Raw genomic sequence first — 22,372 nt, forward strand, 5'->3', positions numbered from 1 at the left:
AAGCCGCAACACCCAAGCGGATAGCGGGAGTTGAGAATGAAGACATCCTGGCGGAGCGCCTCCCTCGTGGCGACAGCTGCGGCCGTGCTGGCGCTCACGACGGCGTGCGGTCAGGAGAACGGCGCCCAGTCGACGGGGAGCCAGAACGTGGGCGCGACCACGGCCGCAGGCGGCTATACGGACCCCGGAAACGGCTACGGTGCCGACTCCACCACGGCGCCGAGCGCCGCGGCCGCCGCGGGGCAGTCCGCGGGCCAACTTGCCGTCGCCGAGGACGCGAAGCTCGGCAAGATCGTCACCGACAGCGCCGGATTCACCCTTTACCGCTTCGACCAGGACACGGCCTCGCCGCCGAAGTCCTCCTGTGACGGGGACTGCGCGACGACGTGGCCGCCGGTGCCCGCCGACGGCGCCTCGGTGGCCTCCGGCATCGACCGGTCACTGCTCGGCGAGGTCACCCGTTCGGACGGCACCAAGCAGCTGACCGTCGCCGGTTGGCCGATGTACCGCTACGTGAAGGACACCAAGGCCGGTGACACCAACGGCCAGGGCGTGAAGGGTACCTGGTTCGCGACCGCGCCCACCGGCAAGAAGGCCGGCACGGCACTGCCCGGCCTGTCCGTCCGCAACGACCCCAAGCTGGGCCAGATCGTCGTGGACAAGAACGGCATGACGGTCTACCGCTTCATGAAGGACAAGGCGTGGCCCAAGTCCGTGTCCAACTGCACGGGCGCCTGCATCGAGAAGTGGCCGGCCGTCGCCCCGGTCGCGGCCAACGACACCAAGGGCGTGCAGAAGAAGGGGCTGATGGGCTTCACCCGCCCCGACGGCACCAAGCAGATGACCGTCAACTGCTGGCCGATCTACACCTTCTCCGGTGACACGGCACCCGGTGACACCAACGGCCAGGGCGTGGGCGGCACGTGGTACGCCGTCGCGCCCGACGGAAAGCCGGTCGGCGCGCCCAAGTAGGGATCACCCCTCCCCAGGTTCGATCCATCACCCCGCCCGGTCGGTCGCACGACGCCGAAGGGAGTGGACACCCGGAGCAACAGAGTCGGCCGAACGGGACACCGGCGCGCAGGACCAGGCCCGCCCCCTCTCCACCGCACGGAGGGGGCGGGCCGCTTCGGCATGTGTGGGGAAGGCCTGCGCCAGTGCGCGTGAGGCCTCGACGAGCGATCCGGTCCCACTGCGGCGGACCACCGGAAACGGCGCGCTGACCGGGAACGGATGGTCAATTTCCGTTTTTACTCGCTCCGTTGGCGGACGATCAGTAGCCTCTGCTCGAACACCGGATCGGCCACACTGTCGTCTACGCCTAGGAGAGCTGCATGGAGCGTCCCGCCTGGGCCCCCCGGAGCATCGACATCTCCGTGCCGAGCGTGTCCCGCATGTACGACTTCTACCTGGGCGGCTCGCACAACTTCGAGGTCGACCGGGTGGCGGCGCGCAGGGCGATGGAGTTCATGCCGGGCCTCCCCAAGATCATGCAGGCGAACCGGGCGTTCATGCGCCGGGCGGTCCGCTACGCCGTCGAGGAGGGCATCACCCAGTTCCTCGACATCGGCTCGGGCATCCCGACCTTCGGGAACGTCCACGAAGTGGCGCAGCAGGCGCACCCCGGCGCCCGTGTCGTGTACGTCGACCACGACCCGGTGGCCGTCGCCCACAGCCAAGCCGTTCTCGAGGGGAACGACGACGCGGACGTCGTCGCGGCCGATCTCCGCAAGCCCGAAGGGATCCTGTCGAGCCCTCAAGTGGAGCGCCTGATCGACCGGAACCGGCCAGTCGCGCTCCTTCTCGTTGCCATACTGCACTTCGTGGAGGACACGGACGACCCGTACAGTGCGGTGGCCGAACTGCGTGACGCGCTCGCGCCGGGCAGCCTGCTCGTCGTCACGCACGCGTCGTACGACGGGATCCCGTTGCCGCAGGAGCGGGCCGAGGGCACGGTCGACGTGTACAGGAACATCCGCAATCCGCTGATCATGCGCTCGCGCGACGAGATCGCGCGGTTCTTCGAGGGGTACGACATGGTGGAACCCGGGCTGGTGCCGATGCCGAAGTGGCGGCCCGACACGGCATCCGAGGACGAGGATCCGTATTCCTTCGCGGGGTTCGCCGGCGTGGGGCGCTCGGCGTGACCGCCGAGCCGGGGGGACCGGAGGACAGACTGCGCAGGTTCGCGACGATCTGGAGCCGGGCGGTCTTCCCGGTCACCTCCACGTCGCTGACCCGACCCGATTTCGAGGAACTGCTGCTGCCGCTGGCCTGCCGGCTGCGCGACGCGCTGCGGGCCAGGGCCTTCGACGCCGCCACGGCCAAGGGGATCGGCGCCGCGCTGATCGAGGCGCACTGCACCGACCCGGAAGCGCTCAGCCGCACGCTGGACTGCGTCGACGCGTACCTGGTGCTCTACTGCGGTGATCCGGACGCCCCCGCCGAGGCGCAGGAGGCGCTGCGCACCCGCTGCTCGCGGTTGCAGCACGCGATGGCCGCCGGGTTCGCCGAGGCCCTGAGGGAACGCACCCTGGCCGAGCAGGAGACCATCTCGCAGGCCGCCCTCACCGCCCAGGGCGCCGTGGCGCACGCGCTGCACACCAGCGAGGCGCGCTTCCGCGCGGTGTTCGAGGGCGCGGCGATAGGCATCTGCATCTCCGACCTCGACGGCAACGTCCTTCAGGTCAACGGCGCATTGCTCCGTATGTTCGGCGGGTCCGAGAACCTGGTGCGCGGGCGCAACGTCGTGGAGTGGACCCACCCCGACGACGCTCCGCAGGTCTGGCGGCTGTACGACGAACTCGTCCGCGGCCAGCGGGAGCACTACCACGTCGAGAAGGCCTTCTACCGGCCCGACGGAACGGTGCTGTGGACCAATCTGACGGTCTCCCTGCTGCGGGACGCGGACGGGCGCCCGCAGTACCAGCTCGCGCTGATGGAGGACACCACCGAGCGGCGCCTGCTGAATCTGCGGCTGCGCTACGAGGCCACGCACGACGCCCTCACCGGACTGCCGAACCGCACCCTGTTCTTCGAGCGCCTGGAGAAGGCGCTCGCGGCGGGCGAGGGGCAGCGGTTCGGCCTGTGCTACCTGGACCTCGACGGCTTCAAGACCATCAACGACAGCCTCGGGCATGCGGCGGGCGACCGGCTGCTGGTCGAGGTGGCCGACCGTCTGCAGTCCTGCGCCACCGCGCCCGGTGAGATGGTCGCCCGTCTGGGCGGCGACGAGTTCGTGGCGCTGACCACCGGGCCCGACACCGAGCGCAAGGTCGACGAGCTCGCGGGGCGGATCATGAACGCGCTGGTCACCCCGATCAGCGTCGACGGCCGGGAACTGACCGTGCGCGGCAGCATCGGCGTCGTCGAGGGACCGGTGGGCGAGCGCGGTCCGGCGGAGGTGCTGCGCAGCGCCGACATCACCATGTACCGGGCCAAGTCCGCGGGCGGCAACCGCTTCGAGCTTGCCGACCCCGAGGCCGACGCCCGCGCCATCACCCGGCACGGGCTGACCACCGCGCTGCCGACGGCTCTGGACCGCGGTGAGTTCTTCATCGAGTACCAGCCGTTGGTCCACCTCGGCGACGGCACCGTGCACGGTGCCGAGGCGCTGGTGCGCTGGCTGCATCCGCAGCACGGTGTGCTCGGCCCCGACCGGTTCATCCCGCTCGCCGAGCGCACCGGGCTGATCGTGCCGCTGGGGCGCTGGGTCCTCGAAGAGGCGGTGCGGCAGGCCCGTTCCTGGCAGGAGAGACACGACCGCTCGGGTCCGCTGCGCATCAACGTCAATCTGTCTCCGTGCCAGCTCACCCACCCCGGTCTTGTGGCCGACACCGTGGCCATCCTGGAGCAGGCTGGACTCGAACCGGACGCGCTCTGCCTGGAGGTGACGGAGTCGGCGCTCATCGGCGCGGACGACAGCCTCCTCAAGCCGCTGCGGCGCCTGGCCGAGATGGGGGTGGACATCGCACTCGACGACTTCGGCACGGGCTACTCCAACCTCGCCAACCTGCGGCGGCTGCCGGTGCGGGTCCTGAAGCTCGACCGCTCCTTCACCCAGAGCATGCAGCAGTACCCGGCCGATCCCGTCGACCTCAAGATCGTCGAAGGGATCGTCTCCCTCGCGCACAGCCTTGACCTCGCGGTCACGGTCGAGGGCGTGGAGACCGGCGCCCAGGCCGAACAACTGCGCATCCTGGGCTGCGACACGGCGCAGGGGTGGTACTACGCCCGCCCCGGTCCACCGGAGCGCCTGCACGAACTGTCGCTGCTGGACGCGACGGGCTGATCCAGGGTCGCCCGGAGTCCCGGGGAACGCCCCGACGGGCACGTCCGGGAAGCACTCGTGCGCCCGCTCAATCGGCGGGCGCCGGGGCCTGCGCCCGGGTCGCGTAGCGGCTGCGCATGACGGGGCTCGCCGCGGGGCCCGCGGCGAAGACATAGGCGTCGCTGTCGTCCAGCCGGCGACCCGTCCTGGCGTCCACGACCACGGGTTCGACCTCCTCGCCGCTGTTCGCGTCGACGAGGATCATGCTGCGCTGCTCGGGTGCGAGGCGGGCGTTGCCCCACGCGGCCAGCGCGACGATCACCGGGCGCAGCGAGCGGCCCAGTTCGGTGAGCACGTACTCGTACCGGACGGGATGGCTCTGGTACGGCCGCCGCTCCAGCAGTCCGTCCGCGACGAGGGTCTTCAGACGCGTGGTGAGCATGCTGGAGGAGATGCCCAGGTTCTCCTCGAACTGGTCGAAGCGGGTGTAGCCGTCGAAGGCGTCGTGGAGGATCAGCAGCGTCCACCACTCGCCGACGTGCTCCACCGTCGTGGACAGCGGGCACTCCCTGTCCTCCAGCCTGATGCGACTTGCCAAGGTGGCCATCTCCCCAGTCACTGCTAAAGTCGAAGTTACTTGGTGCTATTTTAGCAGTAAGTCGTCGGCGGTGGCCTTCCGCCGTCGGATCTCCCTACGGAAGGCTTGTTTGCCATGCCCATCAGCGACTCCCTCGACGGCAGGCGCGCGCTGGTCACCGGCGGTACCAGGGGCACCGGTGCCGCCGTTGCCGAACGCCTCCGGCAGGCCGGGGCAACCGTGCTCGTCACCGCCCGCACCCCCACCGAGGACGTCGAGGAGAAGACGTTCATCGCCGCCGACCTCTCGACCCCCGAGGGTGTCGCGCAGGTCGTCGCGGAGGTGAACGCCCGCCTGGACGGAGTCGACATCCTCGTCCACAACCTAGGCGGATCGCAGGCTCCGGCGGGAGGCTACGCGGCGCTCGGCGAGGACGACTGGGCGCGGGAGCTGAACACCAACCTGCTGGCCGCCGTCCGCCTCGACCGGGCTCTGCTCCCCGGCATGATCCAAGCCCGCTCGGGCGCGGTCGTGCACGTCACCTCGATCCAGCGGCGCATGCCGCTGTGGAACGGCACGCTCGCCTACGCGGCCGCGAAGGCCGCGCTGAGCACCTACAGCAAGGGCCTGGCCAACGAGGTCGCGCCGCACGGGGTGCGCGTCAACGCGGTCTCGCCCGGCTTCATCCTGACCGGCGCCGCGGACGACCTGGTCGGACGCATCGCGAAGGAGGCGGACATCACCCAGAAGGCCGCTCTGGAGCGGCTCATGGACTCCCTGGGCGGCATCCCCCTCGGCCGCCCCAACCGGCCGGAGGAGGTCGCCGAACTCATCGCCTTCCTGGTCTGCGACCGCGCCTCGTCCATCGTCGGTGCCGAGTACGTCATCGACGGCGGCACCACCCCCACCGTCTGAACACCCATCTTTGAGAGGACCCTCATGACCGACGACCAGCTCCGTGCCATCGCCCCCGACTCGCTGCCCGCGGTGGTCCTGCGCTACCTCGAGGCCCACCGCGTACGCGACACCGCCACCGCGATCGCCACGTTCACCGACGACGCCACCGTGATCGACGACGGCGCCACCCATCGGGGGCGCGCCGCCGTGGAGCAGTGGCTCGACCGGGCCGCCTCCGAGTTCACCTACACCACCGAACTCGTCGGGGCCCAGCAGGCGGGCGACGCGCACTATGTCGCGACACAGCATCTCGAGGGCGACTTCCCCGGCGGCACCGTCGACCTGCACTACCGCTTCACCCTCGGCTCGGGTCTGATCGAGCGGCTCGTCATCGAGCCCTGAGGCCGGACGCGGCCCGCCCGGCTCACCGCTCCAGCAGCATCCGCTGCAGCTCACGCGCCGCCCGCGGCGGCGCCACGTCGCTGCGGTGGGCCAGGGCGATCGTCCGGTACAGGCCGGGACGGGCCAGCGGGGTCACCCGCAGGCCGCGTCCGCTACGGGTGGCGATCATGCGCGGGACGACAGCGACGCCCAGTCCCGCCCGTACGAAGCCGAGCACCGCGTCCATCTCGCCGCCCTCCACCGCGAAATCCGGCTCGAACCCCTCGGCTCGGCATGCGGCCACCGTCAGCTCCCGCAGGTCGTAGCCGTGCCGGAACATCACCAGGCGCTCGCTCTCCAGATCGGCGATGCGGACCGTGCGCCGGCCGCCGCCCGGCCGCGGGGCGTCCGGGGAGGACACCACCACCAGGTCCTCACGCAACAGCTCCACCGTGGTCAGCGCGGGGGAGGGGGTGGGCAGGGGCAGCACCACGAGGGCGAGGTCGAGGGCGCCGCGCGCCAGCTCCCGGACCAGGTCGTGGGAGCCGCCCTCCTCGATGAGGAGCTGAATGCCGGGATAGCGGTCGTGGAAGGCGCGCAGCACGTCCGGCAGCAGGCCGGTGCACACACTCGGTGTCGCGCCGAGGCGGACCCGGCCCCGGCGAAGCTGTGCCAGCTCCTGCACCTCGTACCGGGCCGTGTCCGCGTCGGCGAGGATGCGGCGGGCCAGCGGCAGCAGCGACTCGCCCGCGTCCGTGAGGGTGATGTTGCCGCGGGCCCGCAGGAACAGGTCGGCGCCCAGCTCCCGCTCCAGCGCCTTGATCTGCTGAGACAGCGACGGCTGTGCCACATGGACGAGGTCGGCGGCCCTGGTGAAGTGTCGGGTCTCGGCGACCGCCACGAAGTACTGGAGCTGCTGGAACTGCATGGTGCAAGCATAGGGCTTGGCTATCGAAACGAACCGGACCATGTCTTGGACCGATAAGGACCTTCGGCCCTAGCGTTCCTGAACATGGCTCTGGCAACGCGGACGGACCGACGGACGTCCATGGCGCGCACCGTGTGGGACTCGACAGTCGGCAAGAAGACAGTGATGGCGATCAGCGGCCTGATCATGCTGCTCTACCTGGTCGCCCACATGATCGGCAATCTGAAGATCTACTTCGGGGCGGGGGAGTTCAACCACTACGCCCACTGGCTGCGCACCGTCGGCGAGCCCTTCATGCACTACGGGTGGACGCTGTGGCTGATCCGCGTGGTGCTGGTGGTCGCCGTCGTGGCCCACATCGTCTCCGCGTACCAGCTCAGCCGCCGCGACATCAAGGCACGTCCGAACAAGTACGTGCACAAGAAGCCGCAGGCCAGCTACGCCACGCGCACGATGCGCTGGGGCGGGATCATCCTCGCCCTGTTCGTCGTCTGGCACCTCCTCGACCTGACGACCGGCACCGTGCACTCCGGTGGCTTCCAGGAAGGCCACCCGTACCAGAACGTCGTGGACACCTTCTCCACCTGGTACGGCAACGTCATCTACATCGTCGCGATGCTCGCCCTCGGGCTGCACATCCGGCACGGCTTCTGGAGCGCGGCGCAGACCCTCGGCGTCGGCAGCCGTACCCGCGACCGCGCCCTGAAGACCACCGCCAATGCCCTAGCGCTGCTGCTCACGGCCGGATTCATCGCCGTTCCCGTGGGCGTCATGACCGGAGTGGTGAGCTGACATGACTGCCTCCGCCGAATACACCGACTACGCGACCGGTGCGCCGGTCGCCGACACCAAGGCGCCCGAGGGCCCCATCAACGAGCGCTGGGACACGCGCCGGTTCGAGGCCAAACTGGTCAACCCGGCCAACCGGCGCAAGCACCGGATCATCGTCGTCGGAACCGGCCTCGCCGGCGGCTCCGCGGGCGCCACCCTGGCCGAACAGGGCTACCACGTGGTCCAGTTCTGCTACCAGGACTCCCCGCGCCGTGCCCACTCGATCGCCGCGCAGGGCGGCATCAACGCCGCGAAGAACTACCGCAACGACGGCGACTCCATCCACCGCCTCTTCTACGACACGGTCAAGGGCGGCGACTTCCGGGCCCGCGAGTCCAATGTGCACCGGCTGGCGCAGATCTCCGTCGAGATCATCGACCAGTGCGTGGCGCAGGGTGTCCCGTTCGCCCGCGAGTACGGCGGCCTGCTCGACACCCGCTCCTTCGGCGGCGTCCAGGTCTCCCGCACCTTCTACGCCCGCGGCCAGACGGGACAGCAGCTCCTGCTCGGCGCCTACCAGGCGCTCTCGCGGCAGATCGCGGCCGGCAATGTCGAGATGCACCCGCGCAGCGAGATGCTCGACCTGATCGTCATCGACGGCAGGGCACGTGGGATCGTCGCCCGCGACCTGGTCACCGGCAGGATCGAGACGTACTTCGCCGACGCCGTCGTGCTGGCCTCCGGCGGTTACGGCAACGTCTTCTACCTGTCGACCAACGCCATGAACTCCAACGCGACCGCCATCTGGCGGGCGCACCGGCGCGGTGCCTACTTCGCCAACCCCTGCTTCACACAGATCCACCCGACCTGCATCCCGCGCACGGGCGACCACCAGTCCAAGCTCACCCTGATGAGCGAGTCGCTGCGCAACGACGGCCGGATCTGGGTGCCGAAGGCCAAGGGCGACACCCGGCCGCCGAACCAGATCCCCGAGGACGAGCGCGACTACTACCTGGAGCGCATCTACCCCTCCTTCGGCAACCTCGTCCCGCGCGACATCGCCTCCCGGGCGGCCAAGAACGTCTGCGACGAGGGCCGCGGCGTCGGGCCCGGCGGCCAGGGCGTGTACCTCGACTTCGCGGACGCGATCAGTCGTATGGGCCGCAAGAAGGTCGAGGAGAAGTACGGCAACCTCTTCGACATGTACGAGCGGATCACCGCGGAGAACCCCTACGAGGTGCCGATGCGGATCTACCCCGCCGTGCACTACACGATGGGCGGCCTGTGGGTCGACTACGACCTGCAGACCACGGTCCCGGGCCTGTTCGCCGTCGGTGAGGCCAACTTCTCCGACCACGGAGCCAACCGCCTCGGCGCCTCGGCGCTGATGCAGGGACTCGCGGACGGCTACTTCGTCCTCCCGTCCACGATCAACGACTACCTCGCCCGCAACCCGCACCAGGACCAGGTGACGGACGAGCACCCCGCCGTGCAGGAGGTGTTGGCCGAGACCGAGGACCGGCTGAACCTGCTGCTGTCCGTCGACGGCGACCGTACCCCCGACTCCTTCCACCGCGAGCTCGGTGAGCTCATGTGGGAGTTCTGCGGCATGGCGCGTACCGACGCGGGTCTGCGCAAGGCCCTGGAGCGCATCCCGCAGATCCGAGAGGAGTTCTGGCGGCGGATCAAGGTCCCCGGCACCGGCGAGGAGTTCAACCAGTCGCTGGAGAAGGCCAACCGCATCGTGGACTACCTGGAGCTCGCCGAGCTGATGTGCCTCGACGCGCTGCATCGCAACGAGTCCTGCGGCGGTCACTTCCGCGAGGAGTCCCAGACCCCCGACGGCGAGGCCGCCCGCAAGGACGACGAGTTCGCCTACGCGGCCGCCTGGGAGTTCACCGGCACCGGCGACGCGCCGGTCCTGCACAAGGAAGACCTGGTCTTCCAGTACGTCCACCCCACTCAGCGGAGCTACGCATGAAGCTCACCCTGCGCGTCTGGCGGCAGCAGAACGCCGACGCCGAAGGCGCCATGTCCACATACGAGGTGGACAAGATCTCGGCCGACATGTCCTTCCTGGAGATGCTCGACACCCTCAACGAGGAGCTCATCCTCAAGGGCGAGGAGCCCGTGGCGTTCGACCACGACTGCCGTGAGGGCATCTGCGGCGCCTGCTCGCTCGTCATCAACGGCGACGCGCACGGCCCCGAGCGCACCACCACCTGCCAGTTGCACATGCGGTCCTTCAAGGACGGCGACACGATCGACATCGAGCCCTGGCGGGCCTCGGCCTTCCCGGTGATCAAGGACCTGGTCGTGGACCGTTCGGCCTTCGACCGGATCATCCAGGCGGGCGGCTACATCTCGGCCCCGACCGGCTCGGCACCCGAGGCCCATGCCACGCCGGTGCCGAAGGCGGACGCCGACTTCGCCTTCGAGCACGCCGAGTGCATCGGCTGCGGCGCCTGCGTCGCCGCCTGCCCGAACGGCGCGGCGATGCTGTTCACCTCGGCGAAGATCAACCATCTGAACGTGCTGCCGCAGGGCGCACCCGAACGCGAGACCCGGGTGCTGGACATGGTGGCGCAGATGGACGCGGAGGGCTTCGGCGGCTGCACGCTCACCGGCGAGTGCGCCACGGCCTGCCCGAAGGGCATCCCGCTCGTGTCCATCACCAGCATGAACAAGGAGTGGCTGCGCGCGAGCCGCAAGGCGGGTCGCCGTTAGCACACAAGCAGGTCGGCGCTGCTCGGGACGGGGCGGCGCCGACCGTCGACGTTCGCCGTCGGAGTGCGGACGGGCGGGACCGGGGGTGGTGCTCCCCCGGTCCCGTCAGGCATCCCCGCATCGGTAGGGTTCGCGCATGATCTTCGGACGTCGTGGCAAGGACCGGCTGCTCGAGGCCGTCGCCGGGTTCGAGGCCGCCGTACGCGACCGGGACGGCGCTCGGTCGGAGCGCGGAATACGGGAGATGCACCGGCACTTCGCCGATGCGGCGGACCACGAGGTGGCCCAGGCCGGGCCGCGGCTGACGGCCCTGTTGCCGCAGGTGCCCGTGGAGCCCCGCGGCCTGATCGCCGTGATCGTCGGTGCCTGCGTCGAGCGTGGAGCGCAGGCGCGGCAGTGTGCCCCGGACGTCTTCGACGGACTCGCCGAGGCGCTCGCGAGCGCGGGCGAGTTCTGCGCCCGCTGGGAGGCGACGGGAGGCGGAGACCTCCCCGAGCCGCGACCCGGCGATCCCGATCCGGCGGTCGCAGCGCGGGCCGGACGGGAGGCGGCCGCCGGCTGGTGGACGCTGCCCCAGTGGGAGATGGCTTCCGTTGCGATGCTCAACGACCCGTCGGTGCGCACCGGCATGGACGACGGCCGCCGTACGGAGCTGCTTGCGGCCGTGCGGTCGGTGCGGGACGCCTCCGGGCACGACGTCAAATGCCTGGAGTACGCGCTGCTGGTGCTGGACGACGAGCCGCTCGTGGTGCTGCACCGCCCGAGCGGCACCGGCTACGCGCTGCGGATGAGCGGCATCGGCGACAACTTCCAGTTGCACACCCTGCTCGCCGACGTCCTGGTCGGCGGCGGTCATGTGCCCGGACGCGCTCCGTCCGCGCGGGAGGCCGCGGTGTGCCGGGATGCACCGGGCCAGGTGCCGACGACCGGTGCCTTCAACCTGGTGACACCCGCTGGTCAGTGGGTGTGGAACGAGGGGACACCCACCGACATCCCCGTCGTCGAGGGTTCCCGGCTGCTGGTCCTCGACCCGCCGCCGTACGAGCGGGGCTGGCCGGCCGGGCGGTTCTTCCCCGGCATGTCGGCAGACGTGGTCCTGGAACGTGTGATGGACGAGGACGAGGCCCGGGGATGGTTCGCGCACTGCGTGGACGCGAGATGAACAGTAGGTCCCGGACCGGGTTGCCGCCGGCGGCTGAGCGAGCCGTTCAACTAGCCCACACCCGCTCTCCCTGCTCCGGTTACGCGTAGGTCAGCCGGCATCGGAAGAACAGGGGCGGCAGATCGCATCCCCACGGTCTGCTAGCCGCTTCGCCGAACCGGCCCGTGACCAGGAGAGAGCCATGACCGGCGTTTCCACCCTCGCCAGCCCCCCACAGCCCGTGGCACCGACGCGCTACACCGTCACCCTCGCTCGTGACGAGGCGGACGTGCAGGCTGCCCAGCGGCTGCGCCACGACGTCTTCGCCGGGGAGATGGGTGCCCTCCTGTCCTCCCCGCAGCCGGGTCTCGACGTCGACCCCTTCGACGCGTACTGCGACCACCTGCTGGTCCGTGACACGGTGACCGACGAGGTCGTGGGCACCTACCGCCTGCTGCCGCCGGACCGGGCCGCGGTCGCGGGGCGCCTGTACTCGGAGGGCGAGTTCGACCTCGACCCGCTGGCCGGCATCCGCTCCGGGCTTGTCGAGGTCGGACGCTCCTGCGTCCACCCGGACCACCGCGACGGCGCGGTCATCGGCCTGATCTGGGCCGGGATAGCGCGCTACATGGTCGACGGCGGGCACGAGTGGCTGGCAGGCTGCTGCTCCCTGCCGCTCGCCGACGGCGGCAAGCTCGCCGCCGGCACCTGGGAGCGGGTGCGCACCAAGTACATGGCACCCGAGGAGTACCGCGTACGGCCGCTGCTGCCCTGGCGCCCCGAGGTGGAGGCTCCGGCCGGGCACACCGAGCTGCCCCCGCTGCTGCGCGGCTACCTCCGCCTGGGCGCCTGGGTCTGCGGCGAGCCCGCTCACGACCCGGAGTTCGGCGTCGCCGACCTGTACGTCCTGCTGTCGATGCGCCGGGTCAACCCGCGCTACCTGCGGCACTTCCTCTCGCTCGTCCCGGCGTGATGAACACGACCCGGACCCGTGTGACGAACGTGTCCCGTACCGTCGTGACCTGGCGCCCGCGCCGCACCGCAGTGCTCGCGGGCCCGGGTGCGGCCGCGATCCAGGCCACCGCCACGATCACCGAGCCGCGGCGCGGGAGCACGGCGCCCGAGGCGGCCGCACCGACGAGCGCCTGGCTGCCGAGCGCACCCTGCACCCCGCGCTCGTGCGTGGACGCGACCCCTTCGGCGGCGTCCACACCGCGCGCCGTTCTTCGGCTGGCGGCCGTGCTGGGCGTACTGATCCCGGGGATCCTCGTGTTCCCGCTGGTCCGCCGTCTGCCCGTCGCATCCAGGGGGCGGATCGTCAGGGCCTGGTGCCGGACCCTTGTGCGGGCGGCGGGCGTCCGGGTGCGGCTCTCCGGGGCCGCCCCGCAGCAAGGCGGTCTGCTGATGGTCGCCAACCACATCTCGTGGCTCGACATCCCGCTCCTCGCGGCCGTCCGCCCCGGCCGGATGCTCGCGAAGACCGAGATCCGGCAGTGGCCGGTGGCGGGTGCCCTCACCGCGACCAGCGGTGCTCTCTTCATCGACCGTGACCGGCTGCGGGCCCTGCCCGAGACGGTGGCCCGGATCGCGGGCGCGATGCGCGCCGGGTCCGCGGTCGTGGTCTTCCCCGAGGGGAGCACCTGGTGCGGCCGGGCACAGGGGCGCTTCCGCCGGGCCGCGTTCCAGGCGGCACTGGACGCGGGTGTCCCCGTCCAGCCGGTGCGACTGCTCTACCGGTTCGACGAGGGTACGGCCAGTACGGCGCCCGCGTTCGTGGGGAGCGATTCCCTGCTGACGTCGGTGTGGCGGGTCGTCTCGGCGCGCCGGCTCGTCGCGGAGGTGCGGGTCACGCCGGTGCTCGCACCGGAAGGGACCGACCGGCGTGCCATGGCCGCCGCCGCCCAGCTGGCCCTGGGGCTGCCGACGGCCGAGCACCCGGATCCGGCGGCGCGCTCCTGACGCACCACCACCGGGCCGGGGCGGATCGCCCCGGCCCGGTGACCCGGGCTCTGCCCCGGAACGGCAACCCCCTTGTCCGTACGCCGTCTTGCGCATTGCTACGGTGCACCGGTGTCCGAATCTTCACGCGATACCGCCGAGGGTGCCGGCTGGGGCGACGCACAGCCCGGTGACTACCGCGCACTGATGCCGTCCCAGGTCGAGAAGCTCTCCTGGCTCAATCCGAAGACCCTATGGGCGGCGCGCAACGGCGTGCTGGCCTCGTGGTTCGGAGATCCCACGGGGCAGACCCGGAGCCGTTGGGCGCACCAGCAGCAGGCGGCGGGCGCTCCCGCCGACAGGGTGATCAGGCGCGACGGTCCGGACCGCTTCTCCTTCATGGTCATCGGAGACACCGGCGAGGGGGACGACCCTCAATACGCCGTGGTTCCCGGCTTCCTGAAGACCGGTCAGGACACCGACTTCGCCGTACTGGCCAGTGACGTCATATACCCGGTGGGGGCCACCGCCGACTACGGGACGAAGTTCTTCCGTCCCTACCGCGACTACCGGGCCCCGATCTACGCGATACCCGGCAACCATGACTGGTACGAGGACCTTCAGGGCTTCATGAAGGTCTTCTGCGATGCCGCACCCCTCGCCCCGGCCCCGGCTCCGCGCCCACTGACGGGCGCCTGGCTGCGCTCGCTGCTGTGGCACAGGCCGGGCAAGCCGGACGAGCAACGCCTCGGCGAGGCACGGAAGTTGCGGTCCACCCCTGCTCAGCAGGCGGTCCAGCCGGGCCCGTACTGGGCGATCGACGCCGGACGCGTACGCATCATCGGCATCGACACGGGTCTGCTCGGCACCATCGACGCCGAACAGGGCCGCTGGCTGCGGGAGGTCTCGCAAGGGCCCCGGCCCAAGATCCTCGTGACCGGTTCGCCGTTGTACGTGGACGGCGAACACCACCCCTGCCCCATCGAGGGCGGAGGCACGGTCGACGACATCGTCCGCGACCCCGGCCACCACTACGTCGCGGCGATAGGCGGCGACATCCACAACTACCAGCGCTATCCGGTGGACGTGGACGGCCGCACCATCCAGTACGTGGTCTCCGGCGGCGGCGGCGCCTTCATGCACGCCACCCACACCATTCCGCGCGTGTCCGTCGCGAACGTCGGCGAGCAGGACTTCCGCTGCTATCCGCTGCGGGGCGACTCCCTTGCCTTCTACAGCAGGCTCTACGGGCGCCGACTGCGACTGCGGCGCTTCTTCACCCTCACCGAGGCGGAGGCGACCGCCGTCGTCGCCGAGCGCCTCGGCATTCCCGTGACCCGCGCGCAGGGCACACCGGCGCGGGTCACCCGGCGCATCCGGCTCGTCGCCCGTCTGCTGGGCGCCGGTGGCCGCCCGGACCGGACGGCGCGTTTCCGTCTGCCCGTGCGCAAGCTCTACACCCGGCTCTTCTCGCCGGGTTCGGCCACCTACAGCCCGCCCTTCTTCAAGAGCTTCCTGCGTCTGGACGTCACCGAGGAGGCGGTGCGGCTGCGCTGTTTCGCGGCGACGGGCAACCTGCGTCAGGAACTCGACCCGCCCGTCGAGGACGAGGTGACCATCCCGCTGGTGTGACGCACCGACAAGAACGCCTCACAGAAAGGTCCTTGAGGTCAGGAATCGATCTCCCAGTGGAGGGCGCCGGCCCGGGCAAGGGGTTCCAACGTCTCGATGAAGGGCGCCTCAACCGCGCCGGGCGCGAGATCCACGGCAAGGTAGGTGCCCCGAAGCCACTCATGCGGCAGACCGGTGTGGACCGCCTTGCCGTGCAGGAGTTCGTGTATCTGGTCCCGGTCCGGGTGTTCCACGACGAGTGCGACGCGAAGGGTCCGGTGGCCGGACTTTCGTACGACCCTGGTCACCAGGTGATTGCTGTTGATGGTCACCACGTCGCGGTGGCAGATTCCGTAGGTGAAGAACGGCAGACAAGCCACCTCGAACGTGTCCTCGGTGAGCCGGCGGGTCCACAACTGCTCGCGCCAGCCGTCCTGTCGATCCGACAGATCGGCGTGGATCATGTAGTTGGTGCGACCCCGGCCGATCGGGTCCTCGTGCGCGATGATGGTGATGGGGTGCCTCCTGAAACTGGGTCCCGACAGTGCCGCAGGTGATCTGTGCCGCTCAGGCTTCGGTGCCTGCGCACGTCATATCGGTCGCGTGCGCAGCCGAGACGGACCGGCGGTTCTGTCGGATGACCATCAGGATCCAGCCGGCGGCCATCAGGGTGCCTGCTGTGCCTGCCACCACGATCAGGCCTTCGGCAGGAATCATGTCGTCGCCGCCCGGATACCTCTGGCCGCACAGCCGTACCGTCTCCGGGTGTTCGGCCGAGGCTTCGAGGCACACGGTGGTACCCACCGTGGGGATCGCGGGCTCGGCCACTTGGCCCACCGGCAAGTCCTCGGTGGCGAACCCCCGACCTTCGACTCGGTACGAGACCCTGAACGTCGTCCCCCCTTTGACCGGCACCGCCCGGTCGACGACACCGTGGACCCGCACGGGTGAAGCGTCGATACGACGGGCGTCCGACGTCTCGCCGACCAGCGAACAGCCTCCCGCCAATGCCACTCCCAGGGACCCCACCGCAATCGCCAGTGGCGCCCTCGTCCCCCGCCCGAACACACCCCACCGCATGCCGACAGTGTCACACGTGTACGCAGCCCTGATTCCGGGACATCCCTCAAGAACTGTGCCGTCATTGAACTCCGGCCCGGCAATCATTTACGGGACGGAGAGGCCACCCCGATCGGACGCTCCCACCGCACGGCGGAACGGTGGGGTATGAGGCCCGGACCCGGGGGAATGCTGAGCGATTCGCCTGCGTCGGAGGGGTCGTTCAGCCTGTGTCGCCGCCGAAGCTGATCTCGTTGCCATCCGCGTCTCGGTAGCTCACCTTGGTCACACCACCTTCGTATGTCTCACGCTTCGTGGGCTCGATGCTCCGCCGAGCGATCTCGGCGACTCGGCTGTCGAGATCGTCGACGAACAACAGCACCAGGGCGTTCCCCGCCCGCTCCGGGTCCTCCACGATGTAGACGTAGCGATGCTCGGCGACCTCCCACACCGCTTCGATGGAGTTCGGCAGGAACGAGGGCTGCCTGCCGAAGAGCCGCTCGTACCAGGGCCGCGCCGCGGCGTAGTCGGTGACGGGGATGCCTGCGAAGAGGTCCAGAGCCATGCCGTCCTCCGTGTGGAGTCGATGTGTCGTCCGTACTGACTTCGGCCGCCTCGAAAGGTCATCCCTGTCCGCCTCGTCATGACCACAGGGTCCTACTGAGGCAAGGTGACCGACCAGCGAACCAGGCAGTCCACCTCGACCAGCCCGGAGCCCGGCAGTTCGACGGTGCCGCGGAAGGGACCGTTGCTGCGGTGCAGCTCCTTCTCACCCTCACCTCTGAGCGAGCGGTGTGTGAGGGCAACGTATCCCTTGCTCACTTCCAGCCTCAGCGTGGTGCGTGCACCGGCATACCGGAGGACGTTCGGATGGCCGCCCTCGGCGCTCTTCACCAGTTCGGGCAGTGAGTCGGAGGCACGGAAGCCGAGCTTCCAGCGGGGGAACAGTGAACCGTGTGAGGGTCTTCTGACAATGAGGTGCGTGTACTTCCTGGGAACGACGGCCCGCGTGCGGTGGCCACCGTAGTTGTGCGTCACGATCATCCGGCCCCGTTCGAGCTTGTCGGGAGTGTCGATCAGCCCGTAGACGTAGAAGGCCGAGAGGGCCCCGCCCTTGATCTCCACGACCGTGGCCGTACTGTTCGGAGCATGGCTGACAGGGACCGTGCCGTTCCCTCGGCCCGTGTGGGGCAGACGTATGTTCTCCATGTTGTGCAGTTTGGCAGGATAGGCACTTCGTTCCCGCGATCTGTGCTGCTTCTCGGGTACCGGAGCGTCACCTAGATCGTCACCCTTGTGGCCACCACCCGTTGTAACATCACGCACCGCAAGGACGTGGCGACCGATGCTCGGCCGCCCCTACGACGCACCGCTCTCTGCGGAAGGCCACTGTGTGGAGACCACGAAGCGGCGCCCACCAGTGGGGAAGAAGGCCGAGTACAGCGCGGCCGCCTGGGTGATCGGGTGGGTGGTGTTCCTTGGCTCCGGGTACATGGCCTCGTTGGTGTTGATCAGTACCTGGGCGAACTGCGACATCGGCACCGACGGCTCCTATCAGATCGTTGCATGGGTGGCCGCGTCGACCGGCGCGGCGACGGTGTCCACCGTGCTGTGGGCTGTGATGCGCAAACTGACCGGCCGTCGACGCATCCTGCTGCCGCTGGTGTTGACGATTCTTGCCACTGTGATCTTGCTCTGGCCGGAGTTGGCAGTGTGGTACGTGTCGCCCGGCCACCCGGACAGCATGTGCGAACCGGGCGGCAAGCCCGTGGGGTGGCCCAATTGGCTGCCTTTGTGAGGCGGCCAAGCGGCAGAGCGGCCTGAAGTTCGGCTGACGGGGCTCAACGGGAAGGCCTTTGGTCCGCATGAGTCAACCCTCACGCCCGGTTGGTTCGTGCGGAACTACACCTGCAACCTTGACTTGTCAGGTTGCCCCCGAGCGATCATGCTCCATGACCCGTGCATTATCGACGCCGCCGGTGGTCCGCTCGGGACCGCGCTGATCTTCACGTCCCGGTGCCAGGATCACAGAAGTCAAGGGCGGTCGTAGATCACTCGGGGCACTTCACCGAGCTGCTCAAGGGGCCCTGGGTCAAGTCGCCAGTGGGGAACGGACGACGAGTTCTTTTTCTACGACACCACCGCGATGTTCACCAATGGTGCAGCGAGCGGAGGGCGAACGGTCCCTGGCCGCGCCCAGCCGTCACGTCCCGGGCTGGTTGTCGTACCTGAGATCTAGAGTCCTGCACATGTCCCGTCACACACCCAGCCGTCCGGTCGACGTGGAAAGCCTCTTTCCTGAGCTGCTGCCCTTCCGTCGTGAGTCCGTCCGCCTGCACCCGCGTCCTGGTTCTCCGACCCACGAGGACAGTTCCGTAGGAGGTCCCTTGCTCTGGCCTGTTGCGGAGCCCTGGCCCGTTTGCAGGGAGGAGCACTACGACCCGGACGGCACGAATCGGCCCGCCTCCTTGGTACCTATGGTTCCCATCGTGCAGGTTCGTCGTGTCGACGCCCCATCCGTACCCTTCCCCGAGGGCACAGACCTGTTGCAGGTCCTGTGGTGCCCCTACGAGCACGGCGAATTCTGCTACCCCCTGCCCCAGGTCCACTGGCGGGACTCAGGTGCCGTCGGCGACGTGCTGACCCCTCCGGCGCCGGCCGCTGAACTTCCTGAGGACTGGTACCCGGATCGCTGTGTCGTGCACCCCGAGCAGGTGACCGAGTACCCGAGCCGGGACCTACCCGACGATGTTCACGACGCCCTCAAGGGCCGCTTCGACGAACTGCTCGCCGAAACCGGCCTGCTGTACTCGTACCACCTGGCGGAGGCCCCGGGAATCAAGCTCGGCGGCTACCCGGGCTGGACGCAGGAACCGGTATGGCCCGACTGCGAAGGGTGTGGCAACCGGATGGAGCACCTCCTGACTGTGTCCAGTTGGGAATTCGACGGTGAGTCCTGGCGCACGTGGCTTCCCGAGGAGGACCGAGCCGACGAGAACGAATCGGGCGGTCGGCGATGGAAGGACGACGCGCACAACCCCGCCGGGCTGTGCCTCGGCGACGCCGGAGGCGTCTACGTCTTCGAATGCCGTACCTGCCCCGATCGCCCCATCGGGCATTGGTTCGACTGCTCGTGACTATGGGGCGCCGTCACCTGCCCGCTGCGTAAGCAGGCACACCACGAAGCGAAGTGAAAGGGGCACAGGGCGCGGGCCGCGGTACGCCGGATGGTGTGGGGATGATCGAGGGCATGACGTTGGACTGGTCCCGTCTGGAGCACGCCTACGGATTCGCATCCGACCTACCGTGGCTCTTCGACGAACTCGGTGATGCCGAGCCGGCATCCGAAGCGTGGGAGGAGCTGTGGGCCTCTCTCTGCCATCAGGGGTCGGTGTACACGGCCGGCTTTGCGGCCCTGCCCGTTCTGGCAGACATCGCCACTGGTACGTAAGCCGGTCGGTCGTCGGCAGGCCCTTGGGCCGGCCGACCGCATCGTCGTCGAGGAACAGCAGCTTCACGAGTCAGTCGCGGCCGACCATCTGGCCCATCTGTTCGGCCGCACGACCTGTCCGGACTGTGCGTCAGGGCTGAGACGCCGTCGACCGGGGTTTCGGTCGACCTGGGACCGCTGTGCGGGGGCTTCCGTAAGTCGTCCGGCACCCCTCGCCTTGCGCGAGAATCACCGTTCTCGTACTGTGGTCGCCAAGGGGAGAACGAGCGTTCTCTGGACGGAGATGACATGACGACCGATGCACGCCCCCCGTTCCCGCCCTTCACCCGGGAGACGGCCGCGCAGAAGGTGCGCCAGGCCGAGGACGGGTGGAACTCCCGTGACCCGGAGAAGGTCGCCCTCGCCTACTCGGTCGACTCGCGCTGGCGCAACCGTGCCGAATTCATCGACGGGCGAGAGGAGATCGTCGCCTTCCTGACCCGCAAGTGGCGGCGTGAGCTGGAGTACCGCCTCATCAAGGAGCTGTGGGCCTTCGACGGCAACCGCATCGCCGTGCGCTTCGCCTACGAGTCCCACGACGACTCGGGCAACTGGTTCCGTTCCTACGGCAACGAGAACTGGGAGTTCGACGACGACGGCCTGATGCGCAAGCGGTACGCGTGCATCAACGACCTTCCCATCAAGGAGTCGGAGCGTCTGTACCACTGGCCGCTCGGACGTCGGCCCGACGACCACCCGAGTCTGAGCGACCTCGGCCTCTGACCGCCCGGCGAAAACGGGGGCGGGGGCGCGTGGCGGGAAGCCGTCCTCCCTATGCCGGTGTCTGCCCGGCGATCCGCGCGAGTCGACCATAGGAGTCCACCAGCGCCGCACGGTCGTACGTGCTCGTCGTGACGAGCACCTCCTGTGCACCGGTCTCCTTGAGCAACCCCTCCAGTTCGTGCGCCACCTCGTCCTCGGTGCCCGCGATGTGGCCGATGAGCCCCGCCTCGTAGAAGCCGCGCTCCTTGTCCGTCATCGGCAGGGACTCCACGCGCTCGGCCGACGGCAGCGGCGGGAAGGTGCCGCGGGTCCGTGCGTGCGCCATCGACCACGCCTCGGACAGCAGGATGCGGTGGGCGTCCTGCGGCGTCCGCGCCACCGCGATCGTGCCGGAGACGACGACATACGGCTCGCTCGCCCACACGGAGGGCCGGAAGGTCTCCCGGTAGAGCTCGATACCGCGCAGCATCCTCTCCCGGTTCCTCAGGTCCCCGATGACCATGGGTAGCCCGGCGCGGGCGGCGATCGCGGAGCCCTCGCCCATGGCCAGTACGAAGGGCGGCACGGTCAGGCCCTCCGTGGGCCGTGCATGGACCCCGGTGGCGGAAGTGCCGCGGAACCATCCAAGCAGCTCGTCGAGTTGGCCGGCGAAATCGTCGGCGTCGTCCTTGTCCCGGCCGAGCGCCTTGCGCACCCCGTCGGTGAAGCCGACGGAGCGGCCGAGGCCCATGTCGATCCGACCGGGGAAGAGGGCCTCCAGCACGCCGAACTGCTCGGCCACGACGAGCGGCCGGTGGTTGGGCAGCATCACGCCGCCGGTCCCCACCCGGATGGTCCGGGTGGCGGCCGCGACGGCAGAGGCCAGCACCGTGGGCGCCGAGCCGGCGACACCGGGCACTCCGTGGTGCTCGGAGACCCAGAACCGGTGGTAGCCGAGCCGCTCCATCTCCTGTGCCAGCCCCACGGTCTCCCGCAAGGCCTCGGCGCCGTCGTGCCCCTCGCGCGTGCGCGAGCGGTCGAGCACGGAGAAGCGGGTTTCTGCGATCGCTGAACTCACGGAAGGTTCAACGTCCTGAGCGATGTGGGATTCCCGGGCGGCGCGGCGGCCACTCGCCGCGGGGTGCGGGCTTGGCGTCGAGGTATGACGCGATATAGCGTCAGTGCAGGGACGAGGTGTCCGTCCGGATCGAGGTGAAGGTATGTCGGGAGAGCGCTCGCACTTCGAGGAGTCCGCGGGCCCGATTGCGCCGAGCCGGCTGCGGGCCTCGCACGCGGACCGCGACCGGGTCGTCGACGTGCTGCGGATCGCGGCGGGAGACGGACGGCTGACCTCGGACGAACTGGACGATCGCCTGGAGGCGGCCCTCACCGCGCGCACGATGGGGGAGTTGGCCGTCCTCACGGCCGATCTGCCTGCCGTGGCGCGGACGGTGGGCGGGACACCGGCCGAGGTCAAGGACGTCATCCGGATCGAGCAGCAGGGCAGTTCGGCCAGACGCGACGGCCGCTGGGTGGTACCACGGCAGATGGAGGTCTTCTCGTCCTGGGGCGAGGTGACGCTCGACTTCAGCCAGGCGGTGATCACCCGGAGCACCCTGCGCATCGACCTCGACTTGCGCGGCAGCGCCCTGAACCTGCTGACCCGCCCGGGAATCGTGGTGGACACCGACGCGCCGGCCACGGGATACGCCAAGATCAAGACGCAGAAGGTCACCGACGCCGGTGCGCCGGTGACCTTGCGCATCGAGCTGGTCGGCCAGGTCAACTACGCGCGGGTGCTGGTCCGCCCCCAGCGGCGCAGCTTCCGGCAGTGGCTGCTTCGTGAGCGTGCAGCCCACCCGTCGCGGACCGGCTGATCG

At 69.6% G+C, this 22,372-nt stretch carries 24 protein-coding genes; 17 read left to right on the plus strand and 7 right to left on the minus strand.

What is annotated here, in order from left to right; genetic code table 11:
- The first annotated feature begins 36 nt into the window (after positions 1-36).
- The 3 genes from RCR19_RS32495 (at position 37) to RCR19_RS32505 (ending at position 4,291) form a co-directional block, all read left to right on the plus strand.
- On the plus strand, positions 37-972 hold the full coding sequence (locus RCR19_RS32495) for an SCO0930 family lipoprotein (protein WP_331268343.1): 936 nt from the start codon (positions 37-39) through the stop codon (positions 970-972).
- A 362-nt stretch (positions 973-1,334) separates the two neighbouring features.
- Positions 1,335-2,147 (plus strand): SAM-dependent methyltransferase, encoded by an 813-nt coding sequence (locus tag RCR19_RS32500; protein ID WP_059126837.1) that lies wholly within the window; start codon positions 1,335-1,337, stop codon positions 2,145-2,147.
- Positions 2,144-4,291, plus strand: a complete 2,148-nt coding sequence (locus tag RCR19_RS32505) for an EAL domain-containing protein (RefSeq protein ID WP_331268344.1) — start codon at positions 2,144-2,146, stop codon at positions 4,289-4,291. Before RCR19_RS32500 ends, RCR19_RS32505 begins: the two co-directional genes overlap by 4 nt.
- Positions 4,292-4,358: 67 nt before the next feature.
- Here the strand turns inward: RCR19_RS32505 and RCR19_RS32510 are convergent, their stop codons facing one another.
- Positions 4,359-4,877, minus strand: a complete 519-nt coding sequence (locus RCR19_RS32510; protein ID WP_181923002.1) for a helix-turn-helix domain-containing protein — start codon at positions 4,875-4,877, stop codon at positions 4,359-4,361.
- Positions 4,878-4,982: 105 nt separating this feature from the next.
- Here RCR19_RS32510 and RCR19_RS32515 point away from each other — a divergent pair, with 105 nt between their 5' ends.
- Together RCR19_RS32515 and RCR19_RS32520 are read left to right on the plus strand one after the other, a co-directional pair.
- Positions 4,983-5,762: an SDR family oxidoreductase gene (locus RCR19_RS32515; RefSeq protein WP_331268345.1), complete on the plus strand. Its 780-nt coding sequence runs from the start codon at positions 4,983-4,985 to the stop codon at positions 5,760-5,762.
- A 24-nt stretch (positions 5,763-5,786) separates the two neighbouring features.
- Entirely contained in the window at positions 5,787-6,146 is a 360-nt protein-coding gene (locus RCR19_RS32520) for a nuclear transport factor 2 family protein (RefSeq protein ID WP_331268346.1), read from the plus strand.
- A gap of 22 nt (positions 6,147-6,168) precedes the next feature.
- On the opposite strand, the gene RCR19_RS32525 is transcribed toward RCR19_RS32520, so the two are convergent.
- Complete coding sequence (locus RCR19_RS32525) at positions 6,169-7,053, minus strand: LysR substrate-binding domain-containing protein (protein WP_331268347.1); 885 nt, start codon at positions 7,051-7,053, stop codon at positions 6,169-6,171.
- Between the two features lie 120 nt (positions 7,054-7,173).
- Here RCR19_RS32525 and RCR19_RS32530 point away from each other — a divergent pair, with 120 nt between their 5' ends.
- From RCR19_RS32530 to RCR19_RS32560, 7 genes are all read left to right on the plus strand, one after another.
- Positions 7,174-7,845, plus strand: a complete 672-nt coding sequence (locus RCR19_RS32530) for a succinate dehydrogenase (protein WP_059126841.1) — start codon at positions 7,174-7,176, stop codon at positions 7,843-7,845.
- A 1-nt stretch (position 7,846) separates the two neighbouring features.
- The gene (locus tag RCR19_RS32535) at positions 7,847-9,805 is read left to right on the plus strand and encodes a fumarate reductase/succinate dehydrogenase flavoprotein subunit (RefSeq protein WP_331268348.1); all 1,959 of its coding nucleotides are present in this window, start codon (positions 7,847-7,849) and stop codon (positions 9,803-9,805) included.
- Positions 9,802-10,551, plus strand: a complete 750-nt coding sequence (locus tag RCR19_RS32540) for a succinate dehydrogenase/fumarate reductase iron-sulfur subunit (protein WP_059126843.1) — start codon at positions 9,802-9,804, stop codon at positions 10,549-10,551. Before RCR19_RS32535 ends, RCR19_RS32540 begins: the two co-directional genes overlap by 4 nt.
- Positions 10,552-10,687: 136 nt before the next feature.
- Positions 10,688-11,713, plus strand: coding sequence for a hypothetical protein (locus RCR19_RS32545; RefSeq protein WP_331268349.1), 1,026 nt, complete (start codon positions 10,688-10,690; stop codon positions 11,711-11,713).
- A gap of 181 nt (positions 11,714-11,894) precedes the next feature.
- Positions 11,895-12,665 (plus strand): GNAT family N-acyltransferase, encoded by a 771-nt coding sequence (locus RCR19_RS32550; RefSeq protein WP_059126845.1) that lies wholly within the window; start codon positions 11,895-11,897, stop codon positions 12,663-12,665.
- Positions 12,662-13,651 (plus strand): lysophospholipid acyltransferase family protein, encoded by a 990-nt coding sequence (locus RCR19_RS32555; RefSeq protein ID WP_331268350.1) that lies wholly within the window; start codon positions 12,662-12,664, stop codon positions 13,649-13,651. The genes RCR19_RS32550 and RCR19_RS32555 overlap by 4 nt, the downstream gene beginning before the upstream one ends.
- Positions 13,652-13,762: 111 nt before the next feature.
- Positions 13,763-15,262 carry a metallophosphoesterase gene (locus tag RCR19_RS32560; RefSeq protein ID WP_331268351.1) on the plus strand — a complete coding sequence of 500 codons (1,500 nt, stop codon included), beginning with the start codon at positions 13,763-13,765 and terminating at the stop codon, positions 15,260-15,262.
- 38 nt (positions 15,263-15,300) lie between these two features.
- On the opposite strand, the gene RCR19_RS32565 is transcribed toward RCR19_RS32560, so the two are convergent.
- From RCR19_RS32565 to RCR19_RS32580, 4 genes are all read right to left on the minus strand, one after another.
- Complete coding sequence (locus RCR19_RS32565) at positions 15,301-15,705, minus strand: DUF4265 domain-containing protein (protein ID WP_331268352.1); 405 nt, start codon at positions 15,703-15,705, stop codon at positions 15,301-15,303.
- Positions 15,706-15,808: 103 nt separating this feature from the next.
- Complete coding sequence (locus RCR19_RS32570) at positions 15,809-16,069, minus strand: hypothetical protein (protein ID WP_331268353.1); 261 nt, start codon at positions 16,067-16,069, stop codon at positions 15,809-15,811.
- 454 nt (positions 16,070-16,523) lie between these two features.
- Positions 16,524-16,865, minus strand: a complete 342-nt coding sequence (locus RCR19_RS32575) for a VOC family protein (RefSeq protein WP_331268354.1) — start codon at positions 16,863-16,865, stop codon at positions 16,524-16,526.
- Between the two features lie 92 nt (positions 16,866-16,957).
- Positions 16,958-17,509, minus strand: a complete 552-nt coding sequence (locus tag RCR19_RS32580) for a hypothetical protein (RefSeq protein WP_331268355.1) — start codon at positions 17,507-17,509, stop codon at positions 16,958-16,960.
- A gap of 184 nt (positions 17,510-17,693) precedes the next feature.
- On the opposite strand from RCR19_RS32580, the gene RCR19_RS32585 reads away from it, so the two are divergent.
- From RCR19_RS32585 to RCR19_RS32600, 4 genes are all read left to right on the plus strand, one after another.
- The gene (locus RCR19_RS32585) at positions 17,694-18,098 is read left to right on the plus strand and encodes a hypothetical protein (protein ID WP_331268356.1); all 405 of its coding nucleotides are present in this window, start codon (positions 17,694-17,696) and stop codon (positions 18,096-18,098) included.
- Between the two features lie 691 nt (positions 18,099-18,789).
- Positions 18,790-19,437, plus strand: a complete 648-nt coding sequence (locus RCR19_RS32590; protein ID WP_331268357.1) for a DUF1963 domain-containing protein — start codon at positions 18,790-18,792, stop codon at positions 19,435-19,437.
- 113 nt (positions 19,438-19,550) lie between these two features.
- Positions 19,551-19,751 carry a hypothetical protein gene (locus RCR19_RS32595; RefSeq protein ID WP_331268358.1) on the plus strand — a complete coding sequence of 67 codons (201 nt, stop codon included), beginning with the start codon at positions 19,551-19,553 and terminating at the stop codon, positions 19,749-19,751.
- A 288-nt stretch (positions 19,752-20,039) separates the two neighbouring features.
- Positions 20,040-20,513 (plus strand): nuclear transport factor 2 family protein, encoded by a 474-nt coding sequence (locus RCR19_RS32600; RefSeq protein WP_331268359.1) that lies wholly within the window; start codon positions 20,040-20,042, stop codon positions 20,511-20,513.
- A gap of 49 nt (positions 20,514-20,562) precedes the next feature.
- On the opposite strand, the gene RCR19_RS32605 is transcribed toward RCR19_RS32600, so the two are convergent.
- Positions 20,563-21,570 carry an LLM class flavin-dependent oxidoreductase gene (locus tag RCR19_RS32605; RefSeq protein WP_331268360.1) on the minus strand — a complete coding sequence of 336 codons (1,008 nt, stop codon included), beginning with the start codon at positions 21,568-21,570 and terminating at the stop codon, positions 20,563-20,565.
- Between the two features lie 142 nt (positions 21,571-21,712).
- On the opposite strand from RCR19_RS32605, the gene RCR19_RS32610 reads away from it, so the two are divergent.
- Positions 21,713-22,369, plus strand: coding sequence for a DUF1707 domain-containing protein (locus tag RCR19_RS32610; protein WP_331268361.1), 657 nt, complete (start codon positions 21,713-21,715; stop codon positions 22,367-22,369).
- The last annotated feature ends 3 nt before the right edge of the window (positions 22,370-22,372 follow it).

This window comes from Streptomyces sp. WAC07094 (assembly GCF_036320405.1).
In the GTDB taxonomy this organism is placed as follows: domain Bacteria; phylum Actinomycetota; class Actinomycetes; order Streptomycetales; family Streptomycetaceae; genus Streptomyces; species Streptomyces lannensis.

Excerpts from the sequence above, each read along its gene's own strand:
- RCR19_RS32495 (WP_331268343.1), top strand. The coding sequence starts at position 37 with ATGAAGACATCCTGGCGGAGCGCCTCCCTCGTGGCGACAGCTGCGGCC.
- RCR19_RS32500 (WP_059126837.1), top strand. The coding sequence starts at position 1,335 with ATGGAGCGTCCCGCCTGGGCCCCCCGGAGCATCGACATCTCCGTGCCG.
- RCR19_RS32510 (WP_181923002.1), bottom strand. The coding sequence starts at position 4,877 with ATGGCCACCTTGGCAAGTCGCATCAGGCTGGAGGACAGGGAGTGCCCG.
- RCR19_RS32515 (WP_331268345.1), top strand. The coding sequence starts at position 4,983 with ATGCCCATCAGCGACTCCCTCGACGGCAGGCGCGCGCTGGTCACCGGC.
- RCR19_RS32520 (WP_331268346.1), top strand. The coding sequence starts at position 5,787 with ATGACCGACGACCAGCTCCGTGCCATCGCCCCCGACTCGCTGCCCGCG.
- RCR19_RS32525 (WP_331268347.1), bottom strand. The coding sequence starts at position 7,053 with ATGCAGTTCCAGCAGCTCCAGTACTTCGTGGCGGTCGCCGAGACCCGA.
- RCR19_RS32530 (WP_059126841.1), top strand. The coding sequence starts at position 7,174 with ATGGCGCGCACCGTGTGGGACTCGACAGTCGGCAAGAAGACAGTGATG.
- RCR19_RS32535 (WP_331268348.1), top strand. The coding sequence starts at position 7,847 with ATGACTGCCTCCGCCGAATACACCGACTACGCGACCGGTGCGCCGGTC.
- RCR19_RS32540 (WP_059126843.1), top strand. The coding sequence starts at position 9,802 with ATGAAGCTCACCCTGCGCGTCTGGCGGCAGCAGAACGCCGACGCCGAA.
- RCR19_RS32545 (WP_331268349.1), top strand. The coding sequence starts at position 10,688 with ATGATCTTCGGACGTCGTGGCAAGGACCGGCTGCTCGAGGCCGTCGCC.
- RCR19_RS32550 (WP_059126845.1), top strand. The coding sequence starts at position 11,895 with ATGACCGGCGTTTCCACCCTCGCCAGCCCCCCACAGCCCGTGGCACCG.
- RCR19_RS32565 (WP_331268352.1), bottom strand. The coding sequence starts at position 15,705 with ATGATCCACGCCGATCTGTCGGATCGACAGGACGGCTGGCGCGAGCAG.
- RCR19_RS32575 (WP_331268354.1), bottom strand. The coding sequence starts at position 16,865 with ATGGCTCTGGACCTCTTCGCAGGCATCCCCGTCACCGACTACGCCGCG.
- RCR19_RS32580 (WP_331268355.1), bottom strand. The coding sequence starts at position 17,509 with ATGGAGAACATACGTCTGCCCCACACGGGCCGAGGGAACGGCACGGTC.
- RCR19_RS32595 (WP_331268358.1), top strand. The coding sequence starts at position 19,551 with ATGACGTTGGACTGGTCCCGTCTGGAGCACGCCTACGGATTCGCATCC.
- RCR19_RS32600 (WP_331268359.1), top strand. The coding sequence starts at position 20,040 with ATGACGACCGATGCACGCCCCCCGTTCCCGCCCTTCACCCGGGAGACG.
- RCR19_RS32610 (WP_331268361.1), top strand. The coding sequence starts at position 21,713 with ATGTCGGGAGAGCGCTCGCACTTCGAGGAGTCCGCGGGCCCGATTGCG.